The following is a 20,267-nucleotide window of genomic DNA, read 5'->3' as shown; positions in this document are numbered from 1 at the left end:
CATATAACTAAAATTTAAGTGACCGAAAAGCTTCATTTCAATTATAGCCCACTTTAATAAGATTTAATAATATCTTTGGCTAATTGTAACGCATTTGTAAGACCAGCCGGATTCTTACCACCAGCTTGCGCCATATCTGGACGACCACCGCCGCCACCTTGAATTTCCTTAGATATTTTCTTAATTAAATCTCCAGCTTTAACACCCTTAGCTTGGGCATCCTTGTTAACAGCTACAACTAAACTAGCTTTGTCATCGCCGCTAGCACCAAGAACCAAGATATCTGACTTATTGTCATTCTTCCAGTCATCGGCAAGTTGTCTAAGAGCTGACATATCAGCAGGGACAATATTTGAAATAACTTTGTAGCCATTAATATCTTCAACATTATCAAAGACTTCAGCTGACTTTTGACTTGTTAATTGTGCTTTCAAGTTTTGGTTGTCACGCTTGAGGGCTTTAATTTCATCGGCCATTTGTGCAGCACGACTTGGTACATCTTTTAATTGGTTAACTTTAATATTCTTAGCAGTTTCTTGTAATGCTTGTAATTGTTCGTTGAAGTATTCGAAAGCTTCCTCACCGGTAACGGCTTCGATTCTTCTTGTACCTGAACCAATAGCTGATTCAGAAGTAATCTTGAACAAGCCTAGTTCAGAAGTGTTTCTGGCGTGAGTACCACCACAGAATTCAGTTGAGAAATCATCAATTTCAACAACACGAACGAAGTCGCCATACTTTTCACTAAATAGTGCAATGGCACCCTTCTTCTTTTTAGCCTCTTCAATAGGCAATACTTCTGTCTTAACTGGAATAGCAGCCCAGATCTTTTCGTTAACGATTTTTTCAAGGTCAGCAATTTGTTGATCTGTCAAAGCAGTGTTGCTATTGAAATCGAAACGTAAGTAATCTGGTTCAACTAATGATCCGGCTTGGTGAGTTCTAGCACTAACAACATCACGTAAAGCTTGATCCAACAAGTGAGTAGCCGTGTGATTGTGACGAACCTTTTCACGGAAGTCTACATCGATTTCTAGCTTGTATTGTGTATCAGATGAAATAGCTGACATAACGTTAACTAGATGAATGTTTTGACCATTTGGAGCGTGTTGAACGTCAATAACTTCAGCAACTTGGTTACCCTTCATGTCGTAAATATTACCAACATCGGCAACTTGACCACCCATTTCAGCATAGAAAGGAGTTGTGTCAAAAATCAATTGTGCTTGACCTTCAGCAACAGTCTTAACTTCTTTATCATCAACAACGATATCTTTCAAAGTACTTTCAGTTTCGTTGTGATCATAACCAATAAATTCACTAGGTGTCTTGATTTCCATCAAAGTTTCATCTTGCATACCCATTGATTGTAAGTTTCCACGAGCATCACGAGCACGTTGTTTTTGTTCTTCCATGTTTTGTTTGAAACCAGCTTCATCAACTGTCAAACCTTCGTCGTTAGCATATTCACGAGTAAGTTCCATTGGGAAACCGTAAGTATCGTAAAGTTTGAAAGCATTGGCACCGTCGATAACAGTTTGGTCTTTCTTACGAAGATCAGCAATAACACCGTTTAACAATGCTAAACCAGCATCAAGTGTTTCTGAAAAACGTTTTTCTTCTTGCTTAATTGTTTGGGCAATGAAGTCTTGTTGTTCGCTAACTTCTGGATAGTAACTTTCCATAATGCGACCAACTATAGGAACCAATCTGTATAGGAATGGTCCGTTAACGCCTAACTTCTTACCATTTAGAACAGCACGTCTGATCAAACGTCTGATAACATAGCCACGACCTTCGTTTGAAGGCAAAGCACCATCACCAATAGCGAAAGATACTGAACGAGCGTGGTCAGCAATAATCTTAAATGAAACGTCATCTTCAGCGTTTTCACCGTATTTCTTATCGCAAAGTGAACCAACATCTTCAATTAAAGGCATGAATAAGTCAGTTTCAAAGTTAGTCTTTGTACCTTGAACAACAGAAACAAGACGTTCGAGACCTAAGCCCGTATCAATGTTCTTATGTGGTTGTTCAACGTATTGACCATTTGGCAAGTGATTCAATTCTGAGAACACGATGTTCCATACTTCAAGGTAACGTTCGTTTTCGCCACCAGGATAGTTTTCAGGGTCATCTTCTGACAAGTTGTTGAATGATTGACCACGATCGTAGAAAATCTCTGAATCAGGACCACAGGGGCCTTCACCGATATCCCAGAAGTTATCTTCATCTTTTAAGATATGATCTTTAGCAATTCCTGCTTTAGCCCAAAGTTCTTGAGTTTCAGTATCCTTAGGATAAGTTGTAATGTACAAACGATCTTTGTCCATATCAATCCATTCAGGACTTGTTAGAAATTCAAAAGCCCAAGGAATAACCTCTTCCTTGAAATAATCCCCAACTGAGAAGTTACCCATCATTTCAAAGAAAGTTTGGTGACGCGCTGTTTTACCAACATTTTCAATATCGTTAGTTCTGATACATTTTTGAGCACTTGTAATTCTAGGATTGTTAGGCACAACTGTACCATCAAAATATTTCTTCATGGTAGCAACACCAGAGTTGATCCAAAGTAAAGTTGGATCATCATGAGGAACAAGTGATGCACTAGGTTCAATCATGTGACCTTTTGTTTGGAAAAAGTCTAAAAACATCTTTCTTATTTCAGCACTTGATAAATTTTTCATTTTATCTCCCTAAAAAAAACGAAAAATCGCTGCAACTCCAAGGACGCCACTGCGCGGTACCACCTTGTTTGCAACGATTATCGTTAGCCTCTCAACATTTATTATATACAATTTAATTTGGCAGCATCTGTACACCAAATACTTGAGCCTTCTCACCAACCGGCTTTCTCTGAAAGTATCTGATACAAGATATATCCAAGGAAAATATTAACCATCAGGACAAAAATTGTCAATGTTAAAGTTATTTTCCGTCTCCGGGGATGAGAACATTCACCTGCTATGCGGACCGATTCGAGCCAAAGTGCGGTCTCGAATCTCGGTTTGAAGCCTTACCACAGACCGGTAAGTCTCCAAACTCGCCCGGTGGTGTAAGAGCTAAAGCTCTAACGCCACACCCACAGCTGGTGAATATTCTCATCCCCTCCGACTCTTTGATTCTCTAGTTTGAATTGTATTTTAAAATGTTTCGTTAACTTGTATACAGATCAAAAGATTAAAAAAAGAAAACAATTTCCCCTAAATGGAAAAATCATCTTCCTCATTTTTGTATTAATAACTAAAGATTCCAACAAAAAATAAATTAGTTGGAAGAGCTGAGAGTATTCATCCGCAGCGAAAGTGGCGTTATGGCTTTAGCCATTACACCACCGGACGTGTTGGAGACTTTCCGGTTTTTGGAAAGGCTTCAACCGAGGTTCGAGACCGCCTTTTGGCTCGGACCGTGCCGCGCAGCAGATGAATACTCTCAGCTCTGGAAACGGCCTAACAAAAACTACTTGTGGCTATTCTTTCTAGCTTCACGTTCTTGTCTCTTATTTTGTCTGTTTTGAAGTTTTCTTTGTTGACGATGTTCTTCGTTAATCGCCTTTTTAATCTTATTCTTGTAACCTGGTTTTCTCTTGGTCTTTTGCTTCTTAACAAAGCCAACTAACTTAGTATCAAGTTTTTCTTGGGTAGCTCTACGGTGTACTCGTCTGTCACGTTCTACGACATCAACGATTTCACCATTCTTGATATCCTTGTTTTCAAACTTGATTCCCATGTGTTCGATGTCATCGATTTTGTTTTCTTCGCCTGGTTCATAAATCGTAATGGCTGTACCGGACATCTTGTTACGTCCTGTTCTACCAACACGGTGAATGAAAAAGTCTAAGTCGTCAGGAATTTCAGCATTAATTACGTGTGAAACTCCGCTGATGTCGATACCACGGGCTGCTAAATCTGTTGCTACAACGAATTGGTATTCCATGTTTTCGACTTGTTTCATAGCACGTTTTCTTTCACGTGGTGTTAATCCACCATGGATACGAGCTACTTTTAGGCCTTGGCTGCGAAGATAGTTGTAAATCTCATCAACTGACTTCTTAGTGTTAGCGAAAATCAAAACTAGGTATGGTTCTCCTAATGTGATCAATTGGTAAATCATTTGTTTCTTATCACGTCCGTGACTAGACATTAGCCAATTGCTTACGTTTCTAGGAATGATTGTCCCGTTCTTGATTTCTACTCGTTGAGGACCATGCATGTACTTCTTCAAGTATGGTTCTAGTTTTTGTGGAATTGTAGCTGAGAAAACCATCATTTCACGGTTATCTGGCAATTTACTTGTAATATGTTCAACATCATCTAAGAAGCCCATGTCCAAAGTCATGTCAGCTTCATCGACAACGAAACGTTCTACATTTTCAATGTGCAAATCATTTTCACGGATTAAATCCCAGAGTCTTCCGGGAGTACCGATAGCAATTTGTGGTTGGTGAGCTTCAAGCTTTCTCTTTTGACGATCACGGTCAGAACCACCAACGAAGATAAAGGCATTATATTCTTCTGGGTAGTTCTTCAAAATTGCTTGTGTGTCTTCATAAATTTGATAAGCCAACTCACGACTTGGAGTAGCAATCAAAAGTTGAACTTCTTGCTTGTCAGTCAAAGCATTCATTGATGGCAACAAGAAAGCATGTGTCTTACCGGAACCTGTTTCTGATTGAACAATAATATCTTTTTTCTTATTAACTAAAGAAATTACGGCCTCTTGAACCTCGGTTGGTTCCTCAAAATGTATTTCTTTCAACGACTTATTGATTGAGTCATTAAAGTTGTATTGCGAAAATTTAGTCATCTATTCACCCTTCTGGTTATATTCAGTAACTATCTCTTTAAGCTCTTCAAACATCTGTTCCACTTCGGCAGCGTTTTGGGCAGTGGCACCACTTGCTAATGGGTGACCTCCACCATCATGTTCTTTAGCTAGTTCATTGATGATTGGACCTTGAGAACGCAAATGCATTCTGAAAGTACCATCATCTTTTTGAACAGCTTCCATCCATGAGCAAACTTCCTTCAAACGGCCTGGTGTCGAAACAACAGAATTGGCTTGTTCTTGATTGATACCCAATTTCTTCATTAAGTCGAGATCAATCACTGCATAGGCTGCACCCGAGGCATCAATTTGTAAATTATCAAACAGAATACCTTGAAGCTTAGCTTGTTGCAATGTAATTTCATTCATCTTGTTGTTGATGGCAGCAGTATCTACACCCAAAGCGATACATTGGCCACCGACTTCCATCGTATGTTGTGTTGTTGATGGATATAGAAATCTACCTGTATCACCGACAATTCCGGCATACAAATAATAAGCAACTTCCTTGGTCAATTGTAGTTCATCACAGCTTTCAATCAAATCAGCCACGATTTCCGAACTAGAACTAGCCTTAGTGTTAACGAAAAGTTGATCTCCATAAGCATCATCATTAGGATGGTGATCGATCTTAATTAAGAAATCCCCATCATCAAAACGTTGATCGTCAATTCTTGGTTGATTAGCAGTATCAGTGACAATAACGAGTGCTCCTTGATAATCTGCATCAGTTACAGTTTCAGCAGTTGATAACCATTTGAGTCCTTCAGTGTCGTTACCACCAATTAAAATTTTCTTATCTGGAAATGCTTGACGAAGAGTCGTTGCTAAACCAGCTTGTGACCCCAATGCATCAGGATCTGGATTTTGATGACGTAGAATGATAATTCTATCATATTTTTTAATTGTTGCAATTATTTCGGCAAAGCTATTCATTAATATTGTCCCCCTTGTAAGACAAGTTTAAAGAAACCTCTTCATACGATAATGGATCTAAATTAGTAATCGTGATCCCCAATAAACGAATCTTTTGATCTCTCACCTTTAATTTATCATAAATATCCCTAGCAACACGATAAATATCCGTTTTTGTTTGGACGTAATCTTGAAAACTCATTCGTTTCGTAATAGTTTCAAACTCCGAATTACGCAATTTCAGGACAACCGTCTTACCATGTTGACGCTGTTTCTTTAAATCTTTACTGACCAACTCTGCTAAAAAATGCAGTTCTTTGTCAATTTGTTCATCCGTAACTAGATTACGAGTATAAGTCCGTTCTCGACCAATCGACTTACGCAAACGGTGACCCTCAATTGGGGAATCATCAATGCCATGCACTCGTTTATAAATTACGTAACCCATTTTGCCAAACTTCTTCAAAAATTCATCTTGGTCAATGTTTTGTAAATCTTCACCAGTATAGACGTCCATATCGTGAAGCTTTTGTTGCATTGCCTTACCGATACCATTGAATTTTTCAATAGGAATTGGTTTGAGAAATTCTTTTGCATACTTACCTAGGATAATCGTTCGACCAAACGGTTTGCGATAATCCGACGCCATTTTAGCTAGAAATTTATTATAAGAAATCCCAACAGAACACGTTAAACCAGTCTCTTTAACAATTCGTTGCTGAATGTAATTTGCTAGTTTAATGGTATTCACTTCGCCCAACTTGTTATGCGTGACATCCAGATACGCTTCATCCAAGGCAACGGTCTGATAATTGTCAGTCACATCGCCAAAGATATCGTGAATCTGATTAGACACACTGCGGTAGAGTTCAAAATTTGGTGGCGTAATAACTAATTTATCTTTAGGAATCAAGTCGACTGCTTGTTGAGCTGGCATAGCCGAATGGGCTCCATACTTACGAGCATTATAATTTGCAGTTGTTACAACTCCATGGTGATTATGCTTGCGTGGATCTTGAGCAACGATTAAACATTTTTTCTTATATTCGGGATGTTCCCGTTCTTCCACAGATGCGAAAAAAGCATCCATGTCAACATGGATGACTTTTCGGTTTTCTTCAATTTTAATTGGAATCTTTAAAAAGATGAGACAACACCGCCTTTAGTCCCAAATCCATGAATTGCCGTCACGTTCCAAAAGCATTTCAGCTGAATCTGGACCCATAGTTCCGCTAAGATAGTTAGGAAAATCAGCTGTTTGACTGTCCCAACGTTGTCTAATAGCGTCGATATATTTCCAAGTACTTCTCAATTCATCCCAAAGGGTAAAGTGAATTCTATTACCAGCAAGGATATCGATAATCAAACTTTCATAAGCTTCACGAGCTTTATCAGTCTTAGTTTCATCAGGCAACTTGATAAAGTCTTGCTTAGAATCTTTATAATCAATTCCGTTAATCAAAACTTTATGTCCATCAACCTTTTCAATCAACAATGTAACAACAGTATTAGGTCTGATTCCAAGTTCTTCAACTTTTTCATTGAAGACAATATCGATTCGTGAAGATTTAGCAGGCATTCTCTTACCAGAACGAACGTAGAATGGTACGCCACTCCAACGCTCAGAGTTAAATTGAATCTTACCAGCTGTAAATGTTTCGATTTGTGAATCCTCTGCAACATTATCTTCTTGACGATAAGCCTTGTTTTCAGCAAGTTCATCAGTGTCATATTGACCACGAACAAAGTCTTTGTCAACTTCTTCAGGTGTCAAAACTTTCAAACTATTGAACAATTCAGTTCTGTTCTTGTGAATAACTTTTGCCTCAGTTGCTTCTGGCTCGTCACTAGCAACGGCACCGATAATTTGCATGATGTGATTTTGAACCATATCACGTAAAACACCAGCGGTTTCATAGTAACCACCACGATCCTCAACACCGAGTGCTTCAGCCAAAGTAACTTGAATATTTGAAACGTATTTGCTATTTAAAGCTTCTTCAAATTTGTCATTATGAGCTCGAATATTAGGAATAGCTTGAATCATTTCTTTACCCAAATAGTGATCGATACGATAAATATCGTCTTCTGGGAAGGCTTTAGAAATATTGCCATTCAATTCGCAAGCGGAATCGAGGTCACGGCCAAATGGCTTTTCAATAACCAAACGGTTGTAACCTTCAGCTTTCAAACCTTCAGAATTGATGTGTTCAGCGACAGTTCCAAAGAATCTAGGCGCAATTGCCATATAGTAAACGCGGTTGTGACCAGCATCAAATTGATCATCTAGTTTGGCAGCTAAGTTTTTCAAAGCGATATAGTGTTCAGAATCATTAACATCATGTGATTGATAGAAGAAGTGTTGTGCAAATTCCTTCATAATTGCTTCATCATCATCAAATGATTCTTTCAAAGAAGTGACAACAGTTTCGCGGAAATAATCATCACTCCAAGGACGACGAGCCGTTCCAATGACGGCAAAGTGATCCTTTAAGAATCCTGATTTATACAAACGGAATAACGAAGGATAAAGTTTACGGTGAGCTAAGTCACCAGAACCCCCAAAAATAATAAAAATTGCTGCTCTCTCTTTAACCATTTTAAGCTCCTTTTGACAGTATCATGTACTTACATTTTACATCATGAATTATTAAACATCTGCATTATTGACTTATTATTTTTTACATTATTAATATTAGACCTTAGAGCATACTTTAAGGCAAACAATATTACTTATACTATTTAAGGATGCCGTTTCCAGAGCCGAGCATATTCATTCTGCTGCGCGGTACAGTTCGAGCCACAGTACGGTCTCGAACCTCGGTTGAAGCCTTTCCAAAATACGGAAAGTCTCCAACTCGCCCGGTGGTGTAATGGCTAAAGCCATAACGCCACTTTCGCTGCAGATGAATATGCTCGGCTCTTCCAACTAATTTTTTTATTGGCTTGATTATATTTGATATTAAAAAAACAAAAAGAAGATGACTTCCTAATATTTGGAATATCATCTTCTCTATTTATCTTTAATAATTTACTTCTTGGCAAAGAAACTTGTTAAATACTCAATTGCCTCTTCATCAGTTTTTAAGCCTTGCTTCTGTTTGATTTCTTTCAGCTTTGCTTGAGATTTCTTACTTAAATTTGAAACTTTTATCTGTTTTGAACTTCTCTCTTTATCAGTCATAAATTAATCTCCAAATTCTATCCAGTCAATCAGTTATAACATTTTCAAGTTTTAAAGCAAATAATATGGATTATATCTTCTGCCCGATTAGATAAATGACTCAAATTCAATAGTTAAACTAGCCGGAGGGGGACAGGGATGGGAGACCGCTGTGACAGTGGTGTTAGAGCTTTAGCTCTTACTCCACGGACGAGTTTTGAGATTCGCGTACTTTGCGAAGCTCAAAATCGAGACTTGAGACCTTGGCTCAAGTCGGTCCCATAGCGGTACTCCCAATCCCTGTCCCCCTCCGGCGGCATATTTAAAAAACCAAACAAAAAAAGATTGAGCCACCATGGATTTCAATCTTTTTTATTTAAAACTATTTTGTTTCTTCTTTTGTATCATCTTTAGCAGCATCGTCAGACTTTGGTGCTTCTTCAGTTTTAGCAGCTGTATCTTCTGCAGGAGCTTCTACTTCTTTAGCATCATCTTTTGCATCAGTCTTTGCTTCTGCATTTTCTTCAGCTGCTGACTTGTCGTCTTTAACGGCATCAGTAGTTGCTTTATCAGCAGGAGTTGAACGACGAATGAAGTTCAAGTCGAATGTTAGATAAATTCCATCACAGTCAACAACGACTTCTTTGTTCTCACGGTCGATTGATGCGATTCTACCTTTAATACCACCAAGTGTAACAACTTTGTCACCCTTGTTCATTTCTTTAAGCATTTCTTGACGTTTTTGTTGTTGTTTCTTTTGTGGACGAATGGATAGGAAGTACATACCAACGAACATAATAACAACGAAAATCAAAAGTGTCATCGAGCCACCGGCACCTGCGGCACCTAATGTAAGCATATTCAAATTTTCCACCTCTTAATAATTTGCATAAGTATAGAGTAACAAAGATTTTAAATTGTTTCCATACTAGTAGGTTTTTCTTATCAAAATATTCTAAAATTTCTTAGCATTTTCCTGATTGAAACCGTAATCTTCAAAAACATGTTCTCTAAATTCCAATAAATTGTCATCCCTGATAGCTTGACGAACACCTTTCATCAAGTTCAACAAGAAGTACAAGTTATGGTAACTCGTCAAATGAGTTCCAAATAATTCATTAGCGTTGATCAAATGACGAATGTAAGCACGTGAATAATTACGGCAAACGTAACAGTCACAGTCAGCATCAATCGGACCAAAGTCACGAGCATACTTAGCATTTTTAACAACTAAACGACCGTGGGTTGTCATACATGTACCATTTCTGGCAATTCTGGTTGGCAATACACAGTCAAACATGTCGATTCCACGAATAACTCCGTCAATCAATGAATCGGCTGTACCAACGCCCATTAGATAACGTGGTTTGTTTTCAGGCAACATCGGTGTTGTAAAATCTAGGACACGATTCATTTCATCCTTTGATTCACCAACAGAAAGTCCCCCAATTGAATAACCAGGGAAATCCATGCTGACAAGATCTTGGGCACTTTGTTTACGTAAATCTTCAAAACCAGCACCTTGAACAATTCCAAAGAGTGCTTGCCAATCAGGATTACGGTGAGCTGCTAATCCTCTTTCAGCCCAACGGCTAGTTCTAGCAACTGACTTCTTGATGTAATCGTAGCTTTCGAAAAATGGTGGACATTCATCCAAACTCATCATGATGTCAGGTCCCAAATAGTTTTCAATCTTGATAGCTTTTTCAGGTGACAAGAATTCACGACGACCATTCAAATGATTTTTGAAATGCACGCCGGCTTCAGTAATATCACGGTTATTGGCTAATGAGAAAACTTGAAAGCCACCGGAATCAGTTAAAATACCTTTATTCCAATTCATGAACTTGTGTAAGCCACCGGCTTCTTGAACAATATCCTCGCCTGGACGTAACCAAAGGTGATAAGTATTGGCTAAAACGATAGTTGCACCGATTTTCTCAAGGTCCTCAGGTGCCATATTTTTAACTGATGCTTCCGTACCAACAGGCATGAAGATTGGTGTTTCGAAAGTTCCATGTGGAGTTTCCAACAAACCTAATCGTGCACCAGTATGTTTTTCTTTCTTTAATAATGTGTATTTAACAGCTGGTTCCATAAATTCCCTCTACTTAATGAACATTGCATCGCCAAAACTGAAGAAACGATACTTCTCTTCAACAGCGTGTTGGTATGCGTTCAAAATATTTTCTCGACCTGTAAATGCTGCTACAAGCATAACTAATGTTGATTTTGGCAAGTGGAAGTTAGTGATAAATTCATCGACAACTTTCCATTGGTAGCCCGGTTTGATAAAAATATCAGTCCAACCAGAGTCTGCCTTAATTTCACCATTAAACTTCGTTCCAATTGTTTCCAAAGTTCTAATTGAAGTTGTTCCGGTCGCAACAATCTTGCCGCCATTTTTCTTAACGTCATTCAAAGTTTTAGCTGAATCCTCATCCAAACGATAAAATTCTGAATGCATCACGTGCTTGTCAACGTCAGTTTCAGTAACTGGTCTGAATGTTCCTAGACCAACGTGCAAAGTAACATAAACTAGCTTAACACCTTTATCCTCAACCTTTTGCAATAATTCTTTTGTCCAGTGCAAACCAGCAGTTGGAGCAGCGGCTGAGCCATTTTCTTTCGCATAAACGGTTTGATAACGGTCAGGATCATCAAGCTTTTCTTTGATATATGGAGGCAAAGGCATTTCACCTAATTTTTCCAAAATTTCCATAAAGATACCTTGATAATGAAATTCGATAATCTTGCCACCGTGTTCCAAATCTTCTAGCACTTCAGCTTCAAGTTGACCATCTTCACCAAATTGAACCTTAGTACCAACTTTGGCACGCTTAGCAGGTTTCATCAAAACTTCCCACTTGTCGCCCTCAATATTATTCAATAACAAGACTTCTTCGTGACCATCAGTATCTTCTTTACTACCGTACAAACGAGCTGGAAGAACACGGGAATTGTTCATTACCAAAGCATCGCCTGGATTCAAATAATCCAAAATATCGTAAAAATGCTTGTCTTGATACTCTCCCGTTTCGTGGTCAAGAACTAAAAGTCTTGATTGGTCCCGATCCTTAATTGGTGTCTGAGCGATGAGCTCTTCTGGTAAATCGTAATCAAAATCTTCTGTTGATAGTGACATATAAAATTCTCCTTTGATAGCTGGTTTAACGGAATTCTTCAGATACGCCAAAACGAGTAAATCACTTTACTCGTTTTTTTCAGGGTATGGCATACCCAAGTGTTCATAACCTTTTCTTGTTACAACACGACCCTTAGCAGTTCTCTTTAAGAATCCCATTTGCATAAGATATGGTTCATAAACTTCTTCAATTGTTTCTTGTTCTTCACCGATATTAGCGGCAATAACTTTTAGACCAACTGGACCACCATTATAAAGTTCAATGATCATTTCCATAATTCGTCTGTCGATATGATCCAACCCAGCATCATCAACTTGCAACTGGTTCAAAGCTGACTCGGCCATGTCATAATCAATCGTATCTTTATTGGCAACTTGAGCAAAATCACGAACTCGTTTTAATAGTCGATTGGCAATTCTAGGTGTTCCACGAGACCTTCTGGCAATCTCATGTGCACCCTCTTCGTCGACGTTAATATTCAAGACATTAGCTGAACGGAAAACAATCTTAGACAATTCATCTATGGTATAGTACTCCATTCTTTCGACAATTCCAAACCGATCTCGCAAAGGCGCTGAAAGCTTACCAGCAGCAGTTGTGGCACCAATCAAAGTGTATGGCACTAGTTGGTGATGCAATGAACGAGATTCACTGCCCTGACCAACAATAATGTCGATATAGAAATCTTCCATGGCTGAATATAAAACTTCTTCAACTGCTCGAGGCATACGGTGAATTTCATCAATAAATAAAACATCACCAGGTTCCAATTCATCCAAAACAGCAACCAAGTCACCAGATTTTTCAATCGAAGGACCAGTAGTTGTATGAATATTGACACCCATTTCGTTAGCAATAATCATTGCCAAAGTTGTCTTACCTAACCCGGGAGGGCCATATAGTAAGACATGGTCTAGGGTTTGTTGACGTTGTTTAGCTGCTTTGATGTAGACATCCAATTCCTTTTTAGCTTTTTCTTGACCTAGGTATTGGTCAAAGCTTTGAGGACGTAGCGTTTGTTCTACAATATCTTCGATATTATCAAGCGAGTCGGCATCAGTAAGCCGTTCGTCTTCATTTTCATTATGTTCGATTTTTTGACAACTCCCTTCTTGAAATATATGAGGTCGTCTCCAGAGATGAGAGTATTAACCTGCTATGCGGAACGGCCCGAGCCAAAGTGCGGTCTCGAACCTCGGTTTGAAGCCTTGCAAAGTTCGCAAGTCTCCAAACTCGCCCGGTGGTGTAATGGCTAAAGCCATAACGCCACACCCACAGCTGGTTAATACTCTCATCTCTTCCGACTAATTTATTTCTCTAAATCATTATCATAATCAACAAATTTTCATTTCATATTCACTAATTGATATAACACAAATATTCATTCAATAGTAATTCTAAATCTTCGACCACAAACCAACTAACAGATACATTAGCTGGAGGTTTTGAGGGAGATTCGAACTGCAGTGGTGTTAGAGCTTTAGCTCTTACTCCACGGACGTCTTTTGAGATTCGCGCTTCTTGCGAAGCTCAAAAGCGCGGCGCGAGACCTTGGCTCGCACCGGTCCCACCGCGTGTAGAATCTCCCTCGAAACCGGAAGCGGCCCCCTATTTAATCAGCTTCAATCCTGCACGTAGATATTCGTCGGCACTCTTGAGATTTTCTTTCTCTAATTGTGGTTTGATACGACTGATTTCTTTTGGTGAATAGCCTAATGATTCTAATGCTGCTAGGCCGTCTTCTAGCTCTTGATTGCCTGAGCTGAATTCGACTGGTGCTTCGCCTAATGTCATCTGACCTTCGGCTGTAAATTTACCTGACAGATCCAAGATAATTTGTTGAGCTGTTTTCTTACCGATTTTAGGAAACTTCGTTAGGTATTTAACGTCATCATTTTCGATAGCGTGAATTAAGCCTTGTAAGTCTTGACCAGCTAATATGGCTAGAGCACTCTTTGGTCCAATTCCGGAAACGCTAATTAAATGTAGGAAAATATTTTTTTCATTTAAGTCATAGAATCCATACAAAGCTTGTTCATTGTCACGAACTACTTGCTCGACATAAACTCTGGCTTCTTGATTTTCTTCATAACGATAAGGATTGGCAACTTGGACTTTATAGCCCACGCCTTGAACGTCCACCACGATATATGAAGGGGTAACTGCGGTTATTAAACCTTTTAAATATTCAAACATAATTTACTCACTCTCTCTGGTATCATGTGGATCTTGAATTCTCTTAAACATTTTTTCGAGATCCTTATTACTGAATTCTACCAAGACAGGACGTCCATGGGGACAGTTATATGGATTCTCAGCTTTGGTCAAATTGTGGAGCAACTGACTTGCTTCTTGGCTGGTGATATGGTGATTAGCTTTGATAGCACGTTTACAGCTCATCATGATAGCATTCTTTTCACGAAACGCTGCCACACTGATTTTAGAATCATTTAAAACATAGTCAACCATTTCTTTAATTGTCGACTCTTCTTGACCTTCGACAAACCATGTTGGATGCGTATTAACGACAAAACTATTCTGACCGAAATCTTCCAAATATAAGCCGATACTTTCCAAAACTGGCTTTTTCTCTCGAATCAAAATACTTTCGGAATTGGGATATTCTAGGACAATTGGCACCAATAATTTCTGTTGGTCGTTGGAAACTTTACCAATTTCTTGACGGTAATACTCATAATTGACACGCTCTTGCGCAGCATGTTGATCGATTAAATAAAAGCCGTCCTTACTTTCAGCTACCAAATAAGTTCCATGAATCTGACCAATGTAGCGTAAGTCTGGAAACTCGGACTCTTCAGTTGTAGGTTGAGATTCATTGGTTGGTGCTGGTTCATCTGGAGCAACCACATGCACCTTTTTAGCCGACTCTTGTAACATGCGTTGGTCCCATGATTGTAAATGCTCGGGATCTTCAAAAATTGGCATCCCTGTCATCGGTGTTTCAACTCGTTTAGAAATTGAATAGTCGACGGGCTGTGGAGTCTCGGTTGCTGTATTTCCTAATGGTTCATTAATTTTATCAATTGACTTTATATCATCAAAACTAATTTGTTCTGGCTTATATGTATCAACCGTTTGGGTGGTATCTTTGCGACCCAGATTTTTCACAGCATCGGGAATCAAATTCTGATTGGACAGACGTTCTTTGATTCCTTGGCTGATTAAATCACTGATGTGACCTTCGTTGGACAAACGCACTTCCTGTTTAGTTGGATGAACGTTGATGTCGACCAATCCCGGATCCATGGTAATATCAATGACCGCAATTGGATAACGTGCCACCATCAATTTAGAACCATAGCCACGGATAACCGCATTCGCTAACTGGAAGTTTCTAATGTAACGACCGTTTAGAATCAACGAAATATATGATCGATTTGAACGTGTTGTATCAGGTTTTGAAAAGTAACCTTTGATTTCATAATCGGGGTCAGAATTTTCAAAATCTAACATGTGACTGGCAATCGTTCGACCATAAATACCAGCAATTGTCTGTTGTAAATTGTTGTTGCCAGACGTCCAAACAAGGTCCTTGCCTTCATGGATCAAGCGGAAAGAAATCTCGGGATGTCCCATGGCTAAACGGTCAACGATGTCGACAATTTTATTCAATTCGGTATGCAATGATTTCACATATTTCAAGCGAGCTGGTGTATTGAAGAACAAATCTTCAACCGTCTGGGTCGTGCCTTTTGAGCGGGCAAAAGTTTCTTTCTTGAGCAACTCATTTCCAGAAAACTTAGCTCGAACAGCGGACTTGCCATCCTGACTTGTTAAGACAGTCAGCTTAGAAACAGAGGCGATACTGGCTAAAGCTTCACCACGGAATCCCAAAGTTCTGACATTGAACAAATCATGATCAGTAGAAATTTTACTAGTCGTATGCGGTAAAAAGGCGACCTCAACATCGTCTGCTGAAATCCCCTTTCCATTATCATTAACTTCAATTGATTTTAAACCTGCTTGTTTGACTGTAATCAAAACTTGCGTGGCTTGTGCATCGATGGAATTTTCCACCAGCTCTTTCACGACTGATGCGGGGCGTTCAATAACTTCCCCAGCGGCAATCTGGTTACTTAGTTCTACTGGTAGTTCATGAATAATACCCACTTTTTCCACCTTCTTCATTTTCTTATTTATATATGCTGTTGTGCCTACGGTTTCGAGGAATAAAGCCTGCTGTGGGACCGGCTCGAGCCATAGTGCGGTCTTGAGCCTCGTTTTTGAACTTCGAGAAAACCACTCGAATTTCAAAATTCGTCCTGTGCTGTAACGGCTAAAGCCGTAACACCACTGCCACTGCTGGCTTTATTCCTCGAAACCTCCGGCTATTTAAATTTTTAATTCATCATCGTTCTTTTTTTACTGCTTTGTTAACTTTTGAATGTTAATTCTATTTAAGCTTCTTTTGCCATTTATATAGTAAGTTTATAGCCTCAATTGGTGTTATTCCCATTAAGTCTTGATTATCTAGTTCTTTAATAACCTGTGATTCTTTGGTGGATAACTTTTTAACTTTCTTTGTTGTCTCTGGGAATAGTGATAATTGTGTTTCATCATTATCAGCTTCCTCAACTTCTTCTGCCGGTTCAACTACCACTGGCTTTGCTTCTTTAATTGGATCTGCTACTGGTTCTTTAATACTTTCCGAAGTTGTTGTGTGAACCGATGTTTCTTCCAAGCTACTTAGAATCTTGCTGGCTCTTGTCAAAACATCGTTTGGTAATCCTGCCAATTTGGCAACGTGGATACCATATGATTTATCGGCTGGTCCTGGTAAAACTTTGTGCAGGAATACTAGGTCACCATTCTCTTCTGAGGCATCAACGTGGACATTTCTTAATCCTGGCAACTGGCTTTCCAATTCGGTCAATTCGTGATAGTGAGTTGAGAATAATGTCATCGCATTCACATTCTTATCGATATACTCGATGATTGCTTGAGCTAATGCCATACCATCATATGTTGCAGTACCACGGCCAATTTCGTCAAAGATAATCAAACTGTTGGCTGTTGCATTCTTCAATGCATCGTTAGCTTCACGCATTTCAACCATGAATGTTGAATCACCGGAGATCAAATCATCTGCCGCACCGATTCTGGTAAAAATGTGATCAAAGATTGGCAGTTTAGCCGACTCTGCTGGTACGAAACAACCGATTTGAGCCATGATAACTGTCAACGCCATCTGTCTCATATATGTACTTTTACCAGACATATTAGGTCCAGTTATCAACAAAATGTCAGTCTTATCGTCAAAATTAACATCGTTCGGAATGTAACTGTTATTACTTAATACCTTTTCCACAACGGGATGACGTCCATTAGTAATTTTTAGTTCATGTTTATCCACAAATTCTGGAGCTACATAATGGTACTCTTCACTGACAACCGCAAAACTTTGTAAAACGTCCAAACGTGACAAAATGTTTGCCAATGCTTGAATGCGTCGGATTTGGTCTTTAATTTTTGATCTTATTTGGTCAAATAAGTGATATTCCAAACTCTTGGATTTTTCCTCCGCTTCAAGAATCAAGCTCTCCTTGTCTTTCAACTCGGGAGTGATATATCTTTCAGCATTAACCAGCGTTTGTTTTCTTTGGTAACGATCTTCAGGAACTTTATCGATATTAGCACGACTGACTTCAATATAGTAACCAAAGACCTTGTTGTAACCAATCTTCAAGTTATTGATGCCCGTCAATTCTTGTTCCTTAGCCTTCAAACTAGCTAACCATTGCTTACCATTCTTGGAAGCATCAAGATATTTATCAAGCTGTTCGTTGTAGCCTTCTTTAATCAAGCCACCACCGGTTACGGAAATTGGAGCTTCTTCAACCACTGCCTTGTCGATTAAATTACGAATGTCAGCCACTTCATCAATCTTTTCCACATAGGCTGTTAATTCATCGTCACCGATATCCAATAGGATAGATTTAATTTCAGGAACCTGTTCCAAAGATGTTTTTAATTGAATCAAATCACGTCCATTGACTGTTCCATAAGCAACTCGACCTGCTAAACGTTCCAAATCATAAACTTTCGTCAAGTAATCTTGGAAGGATGATCTTTGGAAATAATTGTCCAAAAAGACTTGCACAAAATGTTGACGTTCTTTTAACTTACCGACACTAATTAACGGACGAGCCAGCCATTGTTTTAATAAACGGCTACCCATCGCAGTTTTAGTCTCATCCAAAAGCCACAAAAGCGTTCCGGACTTCTTGTTAGTTCGAATATTTTTGAACAACTCCAAGTTTCTTTGAGCCGAGTGATCCATCAATAAGTAAGAAGAAGTTTCATACGATTCAGCTGGTTTCAAGTGGTCCAAAGAACGCATTTGCGTCTTGATTAAATAACTTATCAACAACTTAACGGTATTAACTTCTGTATCAGCCGTAATCTTGGAATAATCAAAGGTATAGTTATCATCTAAATCATCCAATTTAGAAATCAAAATTCCAAATTTACGTAATTGATCAAGATATTTCTGTGGAAAACTTCCCGAAACGACTGTTTCTTTGGTATCCAAATTTTGCAACTCATTAGTTAAATCTAATTGACTTGAAACTGATGTAACTTTAACTTCACCAGTTGAAAGGTCAGCATAGGCTAATCCGAAGACATTTTTGTGGGCGGTAATAGCCGTAATGTAGTTGTTATCCTTGGCCTGATCGGATTTATCCATAATCGTACCAGGTGTAACTACTCGAGTAACACCTCGTTTGACCATTTTACCTTGGGCGTCAGCGGGATTTTCCAACTGATCACAGACAGCTACTTTATAACCTTTATCCACAAGTGTATCAATGTAACCCTCAATAGCATGATGAGGCACGCCACACATTGGAATGCCTTCGTCAGCTTTTTTATTACGGGATGTCAAAGTTAGTTCAAGAATTTGCGAACCCTTAACGGCATCGTCATAGAACATTTCATAAAAGTCACCAACACGATACAACAAAAAAGCATCTGGATATTGCTTTTTGTATTCCAGATATTGCTCCATCATTGGTGTTTCTTTAGTTTTTTGAGGCATAAATTCCCTCCGTTTAATTCAAAAATGATTGATTATTTGGTGTAATTACATAATTTTTGATGCTACGAGCATTATTAGTTTGGTCATTAATTTCGATAACAGCAAAACCAATTTGCATGCGACCATCTTCATCAACATCAAACTTATTAGGACGTTGAGTTAGAAAGCGGTTGATGATTGGTTCTTTTTTGTCACCCAAGATACCATCGTAAGAACCAGTCATCCCAACATCAGTTAGGTAAGCAGTTTGCTTGTTGATAACCTGTGCATCGTTTGTTTGAACGTGAGTGTGCGTACCACAGACAGCAGAAACTCGTCCGACCATGTAATTAGCAAAAGCAATTTTCTCACTAGTTGTTTCAGCGTGAAAATCGACGAATTTAATCGCATCTTTATCCAGTGAAGCAACTAATTTATCAGCTGCAATAAAAGGATTGTCGAGTGGCTGCATCAAAGCAGTTCCCTGCATATTAATTACGTAAACTTCTTTAGTATTAACTTTAATTTTTAGAAAACCACGTCCGGGAACATTTTCCCCAGAGAAATTATAGGGACGTAAAATATTCTTCTTTGGATCGTCGATAAAATCTAAAATTTCACGCTTATCCCAAGTATGATTTCCTCCTGTAACGACGTCAGCTCCGGCGCGAGTTATTTTTTGATAATCAGGTTCTTTTGTACCCTTACCACCGGCCGCATTTTCACCATTAACAATGGTTAATTGTGGTTTGACCTTCTTTTTGATCTCAGGTAGATATGTTTCTATAGCTTTAATGCCGATACTACCAACGACATCGCCAACGAAGAGTATTTTCATTATATTTTATCCCCAATCTTTACCTATGATATTGTATCAATTTTGACGAGAATTAAAAAGACCAGACGAACGTCTGGTCGTATCTTTTAAAATAATTAATTGTCTATTGAAGCTTTCCGTTTCCGGAACTGAGAGTATTCATATGCTGCGCGGCACGGTCCGAGCCAAAATACGGTCTCGAACCTCGGTTGAAGCCTTTCCAAAGAGCGGAAAGTCTCCAACACGTCCGGTGGTGTAAGAGCTAAAGCTCTAACGCCACTTTCGCTGCGTATGAATACTCTCAGTTCCTCCAACTCATTTATTTTTAACAGATTGTGGTCAACAAGTAGCCATTTT

Annotated in this window: 14 protein-coding genes; all 14 read right to left on the bottom strand. The window is 38.9% G+C overall.

Translation table 11 applies throughout. The annotated features are described in order from the left end of the window. Positions 1 to 53: 53 nt before the first annotated feature. Entirely contained in the window at positions 54 to 2,690 is a 2,637-nt protein-coding gene (gene alaS, locus JP39_RS02695) for an alanine--tRNA ligase (RefSeq protein WP_041500054.1), read from the bottom strand. A gap of 772 nt (positions 2,691 to 3,462) precedes the next feature. Further along, positions 3,463 to 4,809 carry a DEAD/DEAH box helicase gene (locus JP39_RS02690; RefSeq protein ID WP_041500055.1) on the bottom strand — a complete coding sequence of 449 codons (1,347 nt, stop codon included), beginning with the start codon at positions 4,807 to 4,809 and terminating at the stop codon, positions 3,463 to 3,465. Continuing rightward, the gene (locus JP39_RS02685) at positions 4,810 to 5,766 is read right to left on the bottom strand and encodes a DHH family phosphoesterase (RefSeq protein ID WP_041500057.1); all 957 of its coding nucleotides are present in this window, start codon (positions 5,764 to 5,766) and stop codon (positions 4,810 to 4,812) included. Further along, positions 5,759 to 6,868 (bottom strand): DNA polymerase IV, encoded by a 1,110-nt coding sequence (gene dinB, locus JP39_RS02680; protein WP_371851534.1) that lies wholly within the window; start codon positions 6,866 to 6,868, stop codon positions 5,759 to 5,761. The genes JP39_RS02685 and dinB overlap by 8 nt, the downstream gene beginning before the upstream one ends. 39 nt (positions 6,869 to 6,907) lie before the next feature. Next, entirely contained in the window at positions 6,908 to 8,344 is a 1,437-nt protein-coding gene (zwf, locus tag JP39_RS02675; protein WP_041500060.1) for a glucose-6-phosphate dehydrogenase, read from the bottom strand. 432 nt (positions 8,345 to 8,776) lie between these two features. Continuing rightward, entirely contained in the window at positions 8,777 to 8,929 is a 153-nt protein-coding gene (locus JP39_RS12535) for a hypothetical protein (protein ID WP_157492450.1), read from the bottom strand. Between the two features lie 361 nt (positions 8,930 to 9,290). Next, positions 9,291 to 9,767, bottom strand: a complete 477-nt coding sequence (gene yajC / locus JP39_RS02665) for a preprotein translocase subunit YajC (protein ID WP_041500069.1) — start codon at positions 9,765 to 9,767, stop codon at positions 9,291 to 9,293. Between the two features lie 96 nt (positions 9,768 to 9,863). After that, on the bottom strand, positions 9,864 to 11,006 hold the full coding sequence (tgt, locus tag JP39_RS02660; RefSeq protein WP_041500062.1) for a tRNA guanosine(34) transglycosylase Tgt: 1,143 nt from the start codon (positions 11,004 to 11,006) through the stop codon (positions 9,864 to 9,866). A gap of 9 nt (positions 11,007 to 11,015) precedes the next feature. Then, positions 11,016 to 12,053: a tRNA preQ1(34) S-adenosylmethionine ribosyltransferase-isomerase QueA gene (gene queA / locus JP39_RS02655; RefSeq protein WP_041500064.1), complete on the bottom strand. Its 1,038-nt coding sequence runs from the start codon at positions 12,051 to 12,053 to the stop codon at positions 11,016 to 11,018. Positions 12,054 to 12,119: 66 nt separating this feature from the next. After that, positions 12,120 to 13,148 (bottom strand): Holliday junction branch migration DNA helicase RuvB, encoded by a 1,029-nt coding sequence (gene ruvB, locus JP39_RS02650; protein WP_041500065.1) that lies wholly within the window; start codon positions 13,146 to 13,148, stop codon positions 12,120 to 12,122. A 514-nt stretch (positions 13,149 to 13,662) separates the two neighbouring features. Further along, complete coding sequence (gene ruvA, locus JP39_RS02645; protein WP_041500067.1) at positions 13,663 to 14,250, bottom strand: Holliday junction branch migration protein RuvA; 588 nt, start codon at positions 14,248 to 14,250, stop codon at positions 13,663 to 13,665. A 3-nt stretch (positions 14,251 to 14,253) separates the two neighbouring features. Further along, positions 14,254 to 16,185: a DNA mismatch repair endonuclease MutL gene (gene mutL / locus JP39_RS02640; protein ID WP_137619754.1), complete on the bottom strand. Its 1,932-nt coding sequence runs from the start codon at positions 16,183 to 16,185 to the stop codon at positions 14,254 to 14,256. Positions 16,186 to 16,468: 283 nt separating this feature from the next. Then, positions 16,469 to 19,114: a DNA mismatch repair protein MutS gene (gene mutS / locus JP39_RS02635; RefSeq protein WP_041498749.1), complete on the bottom strand. Its 2,646-nt coding sequence runs from the start codon at positions 19,112 to 19,114 to the stop codon at positions 16,469 to 16,471. A gap of 13 nt (positions 19,115 to 19,127) precedes the next feature. Beyond that, entirely contained in the window at positions 19,128 to 19,931 is an 804-nt protein-coding gene (locus JP39_RS02630) for a TIGR00282 family metallophosphoesterase (protein ID WP_041498750.1), read from the bottom strand. Between the last annotated feature and the right edge of the window lie 336 nt (positions 19,932 to 20,267).

This window comes from Companilactobacillus heilongjiangensis (assembly GCF_000831645.3).
Classification (GTDB): domain Bacteria; phylum Bacillota; class Bacilli; order Lactobacillales; family Lactobacillaceae; genus Companilactobacillus; species Companilactobacillus heilongjiangensis.
This window is presented reverse-complemented; position numbering and strand designations above follow the sequence as displayed.

Excerpts from the sequence above, each read along its gene's own strand:
- tgt (WP_041500062.1), bottom strand. The coding sequence starts at position 11,006 with ATGGAACCAGCTGTTAAATACACATTATTAAAGAAAGAAAAACATACT.
- JP39_RS02630 (WP_041498750.1), bottom strand. The coding sequence starts at position 19,931 with ATGAAAATACTCTTCGTTGGCGATGTCGTTGGTAGTATCGGCATTAAA.
- JP39_RS02690 (WP_041500055.1), bottom strand. The coding sequence starts at position 4,809 with ATGACTAAATTTTCGCAATACAACTTTAATGACTCAATCAATAAGTCG.
- zwf (WP_041500060.1), bottom strand. The coding sequence starts at position 8,344 with ATGGTTAAAGAGAGAGCAGCAATTTTTATTATTTTTGGGGGTTCTGGT.
- JP39_RS12535 (WP_157492450.1), bottom strand. The coding sequence starts at position 8,929 with ATGACTGATAAAGAGAGAAGTTCAAAACAGATAAAAGTTTCAAATTTA.
- JP39_RS02685 (WP_041500057.1), bottom strand. The coding sequence starts at position 5,766 with ATGAATAGCTTTGCCGAAATAATTGCAACAATTAAAAAATATGATAGA.
- alaS (WP_041500054.1), bottom strand. The coding sequence starts at position 2,690 with ATGAAAAATTTATCAAGTGCTGAAATAAGAAAGATGTTTTTAGACTTT.
- mutS (WP_041498749.1), bottom strand. The coding sequence starts at position 19,114 with ATGCCTCAAAAAACTAAAGAAACACCAATGATGGAGCAATATCTGGAA.
- ruvA (WP_041500067.1), bottom strand. The coding sequence starts at position 14,250 with ATGTTTGAATATTTAAAAGGTTTAATAACCGCAGTTACCCCTTCATAT.
- yajC (WP_041500069.1), bottom strand. The coding sequence starts at position 9,767 with ATGCTTACATTAGGTGCCGCAGGTGCCGGTGGCTCGATGACACTTTTG.
- queA (WP_041500064.1), bottom strand. The coding sequence starts at position 12,053 with ATGTCACTATCAACAGAAGATTTTGATTACGATTTACCAGAAGAGCTC.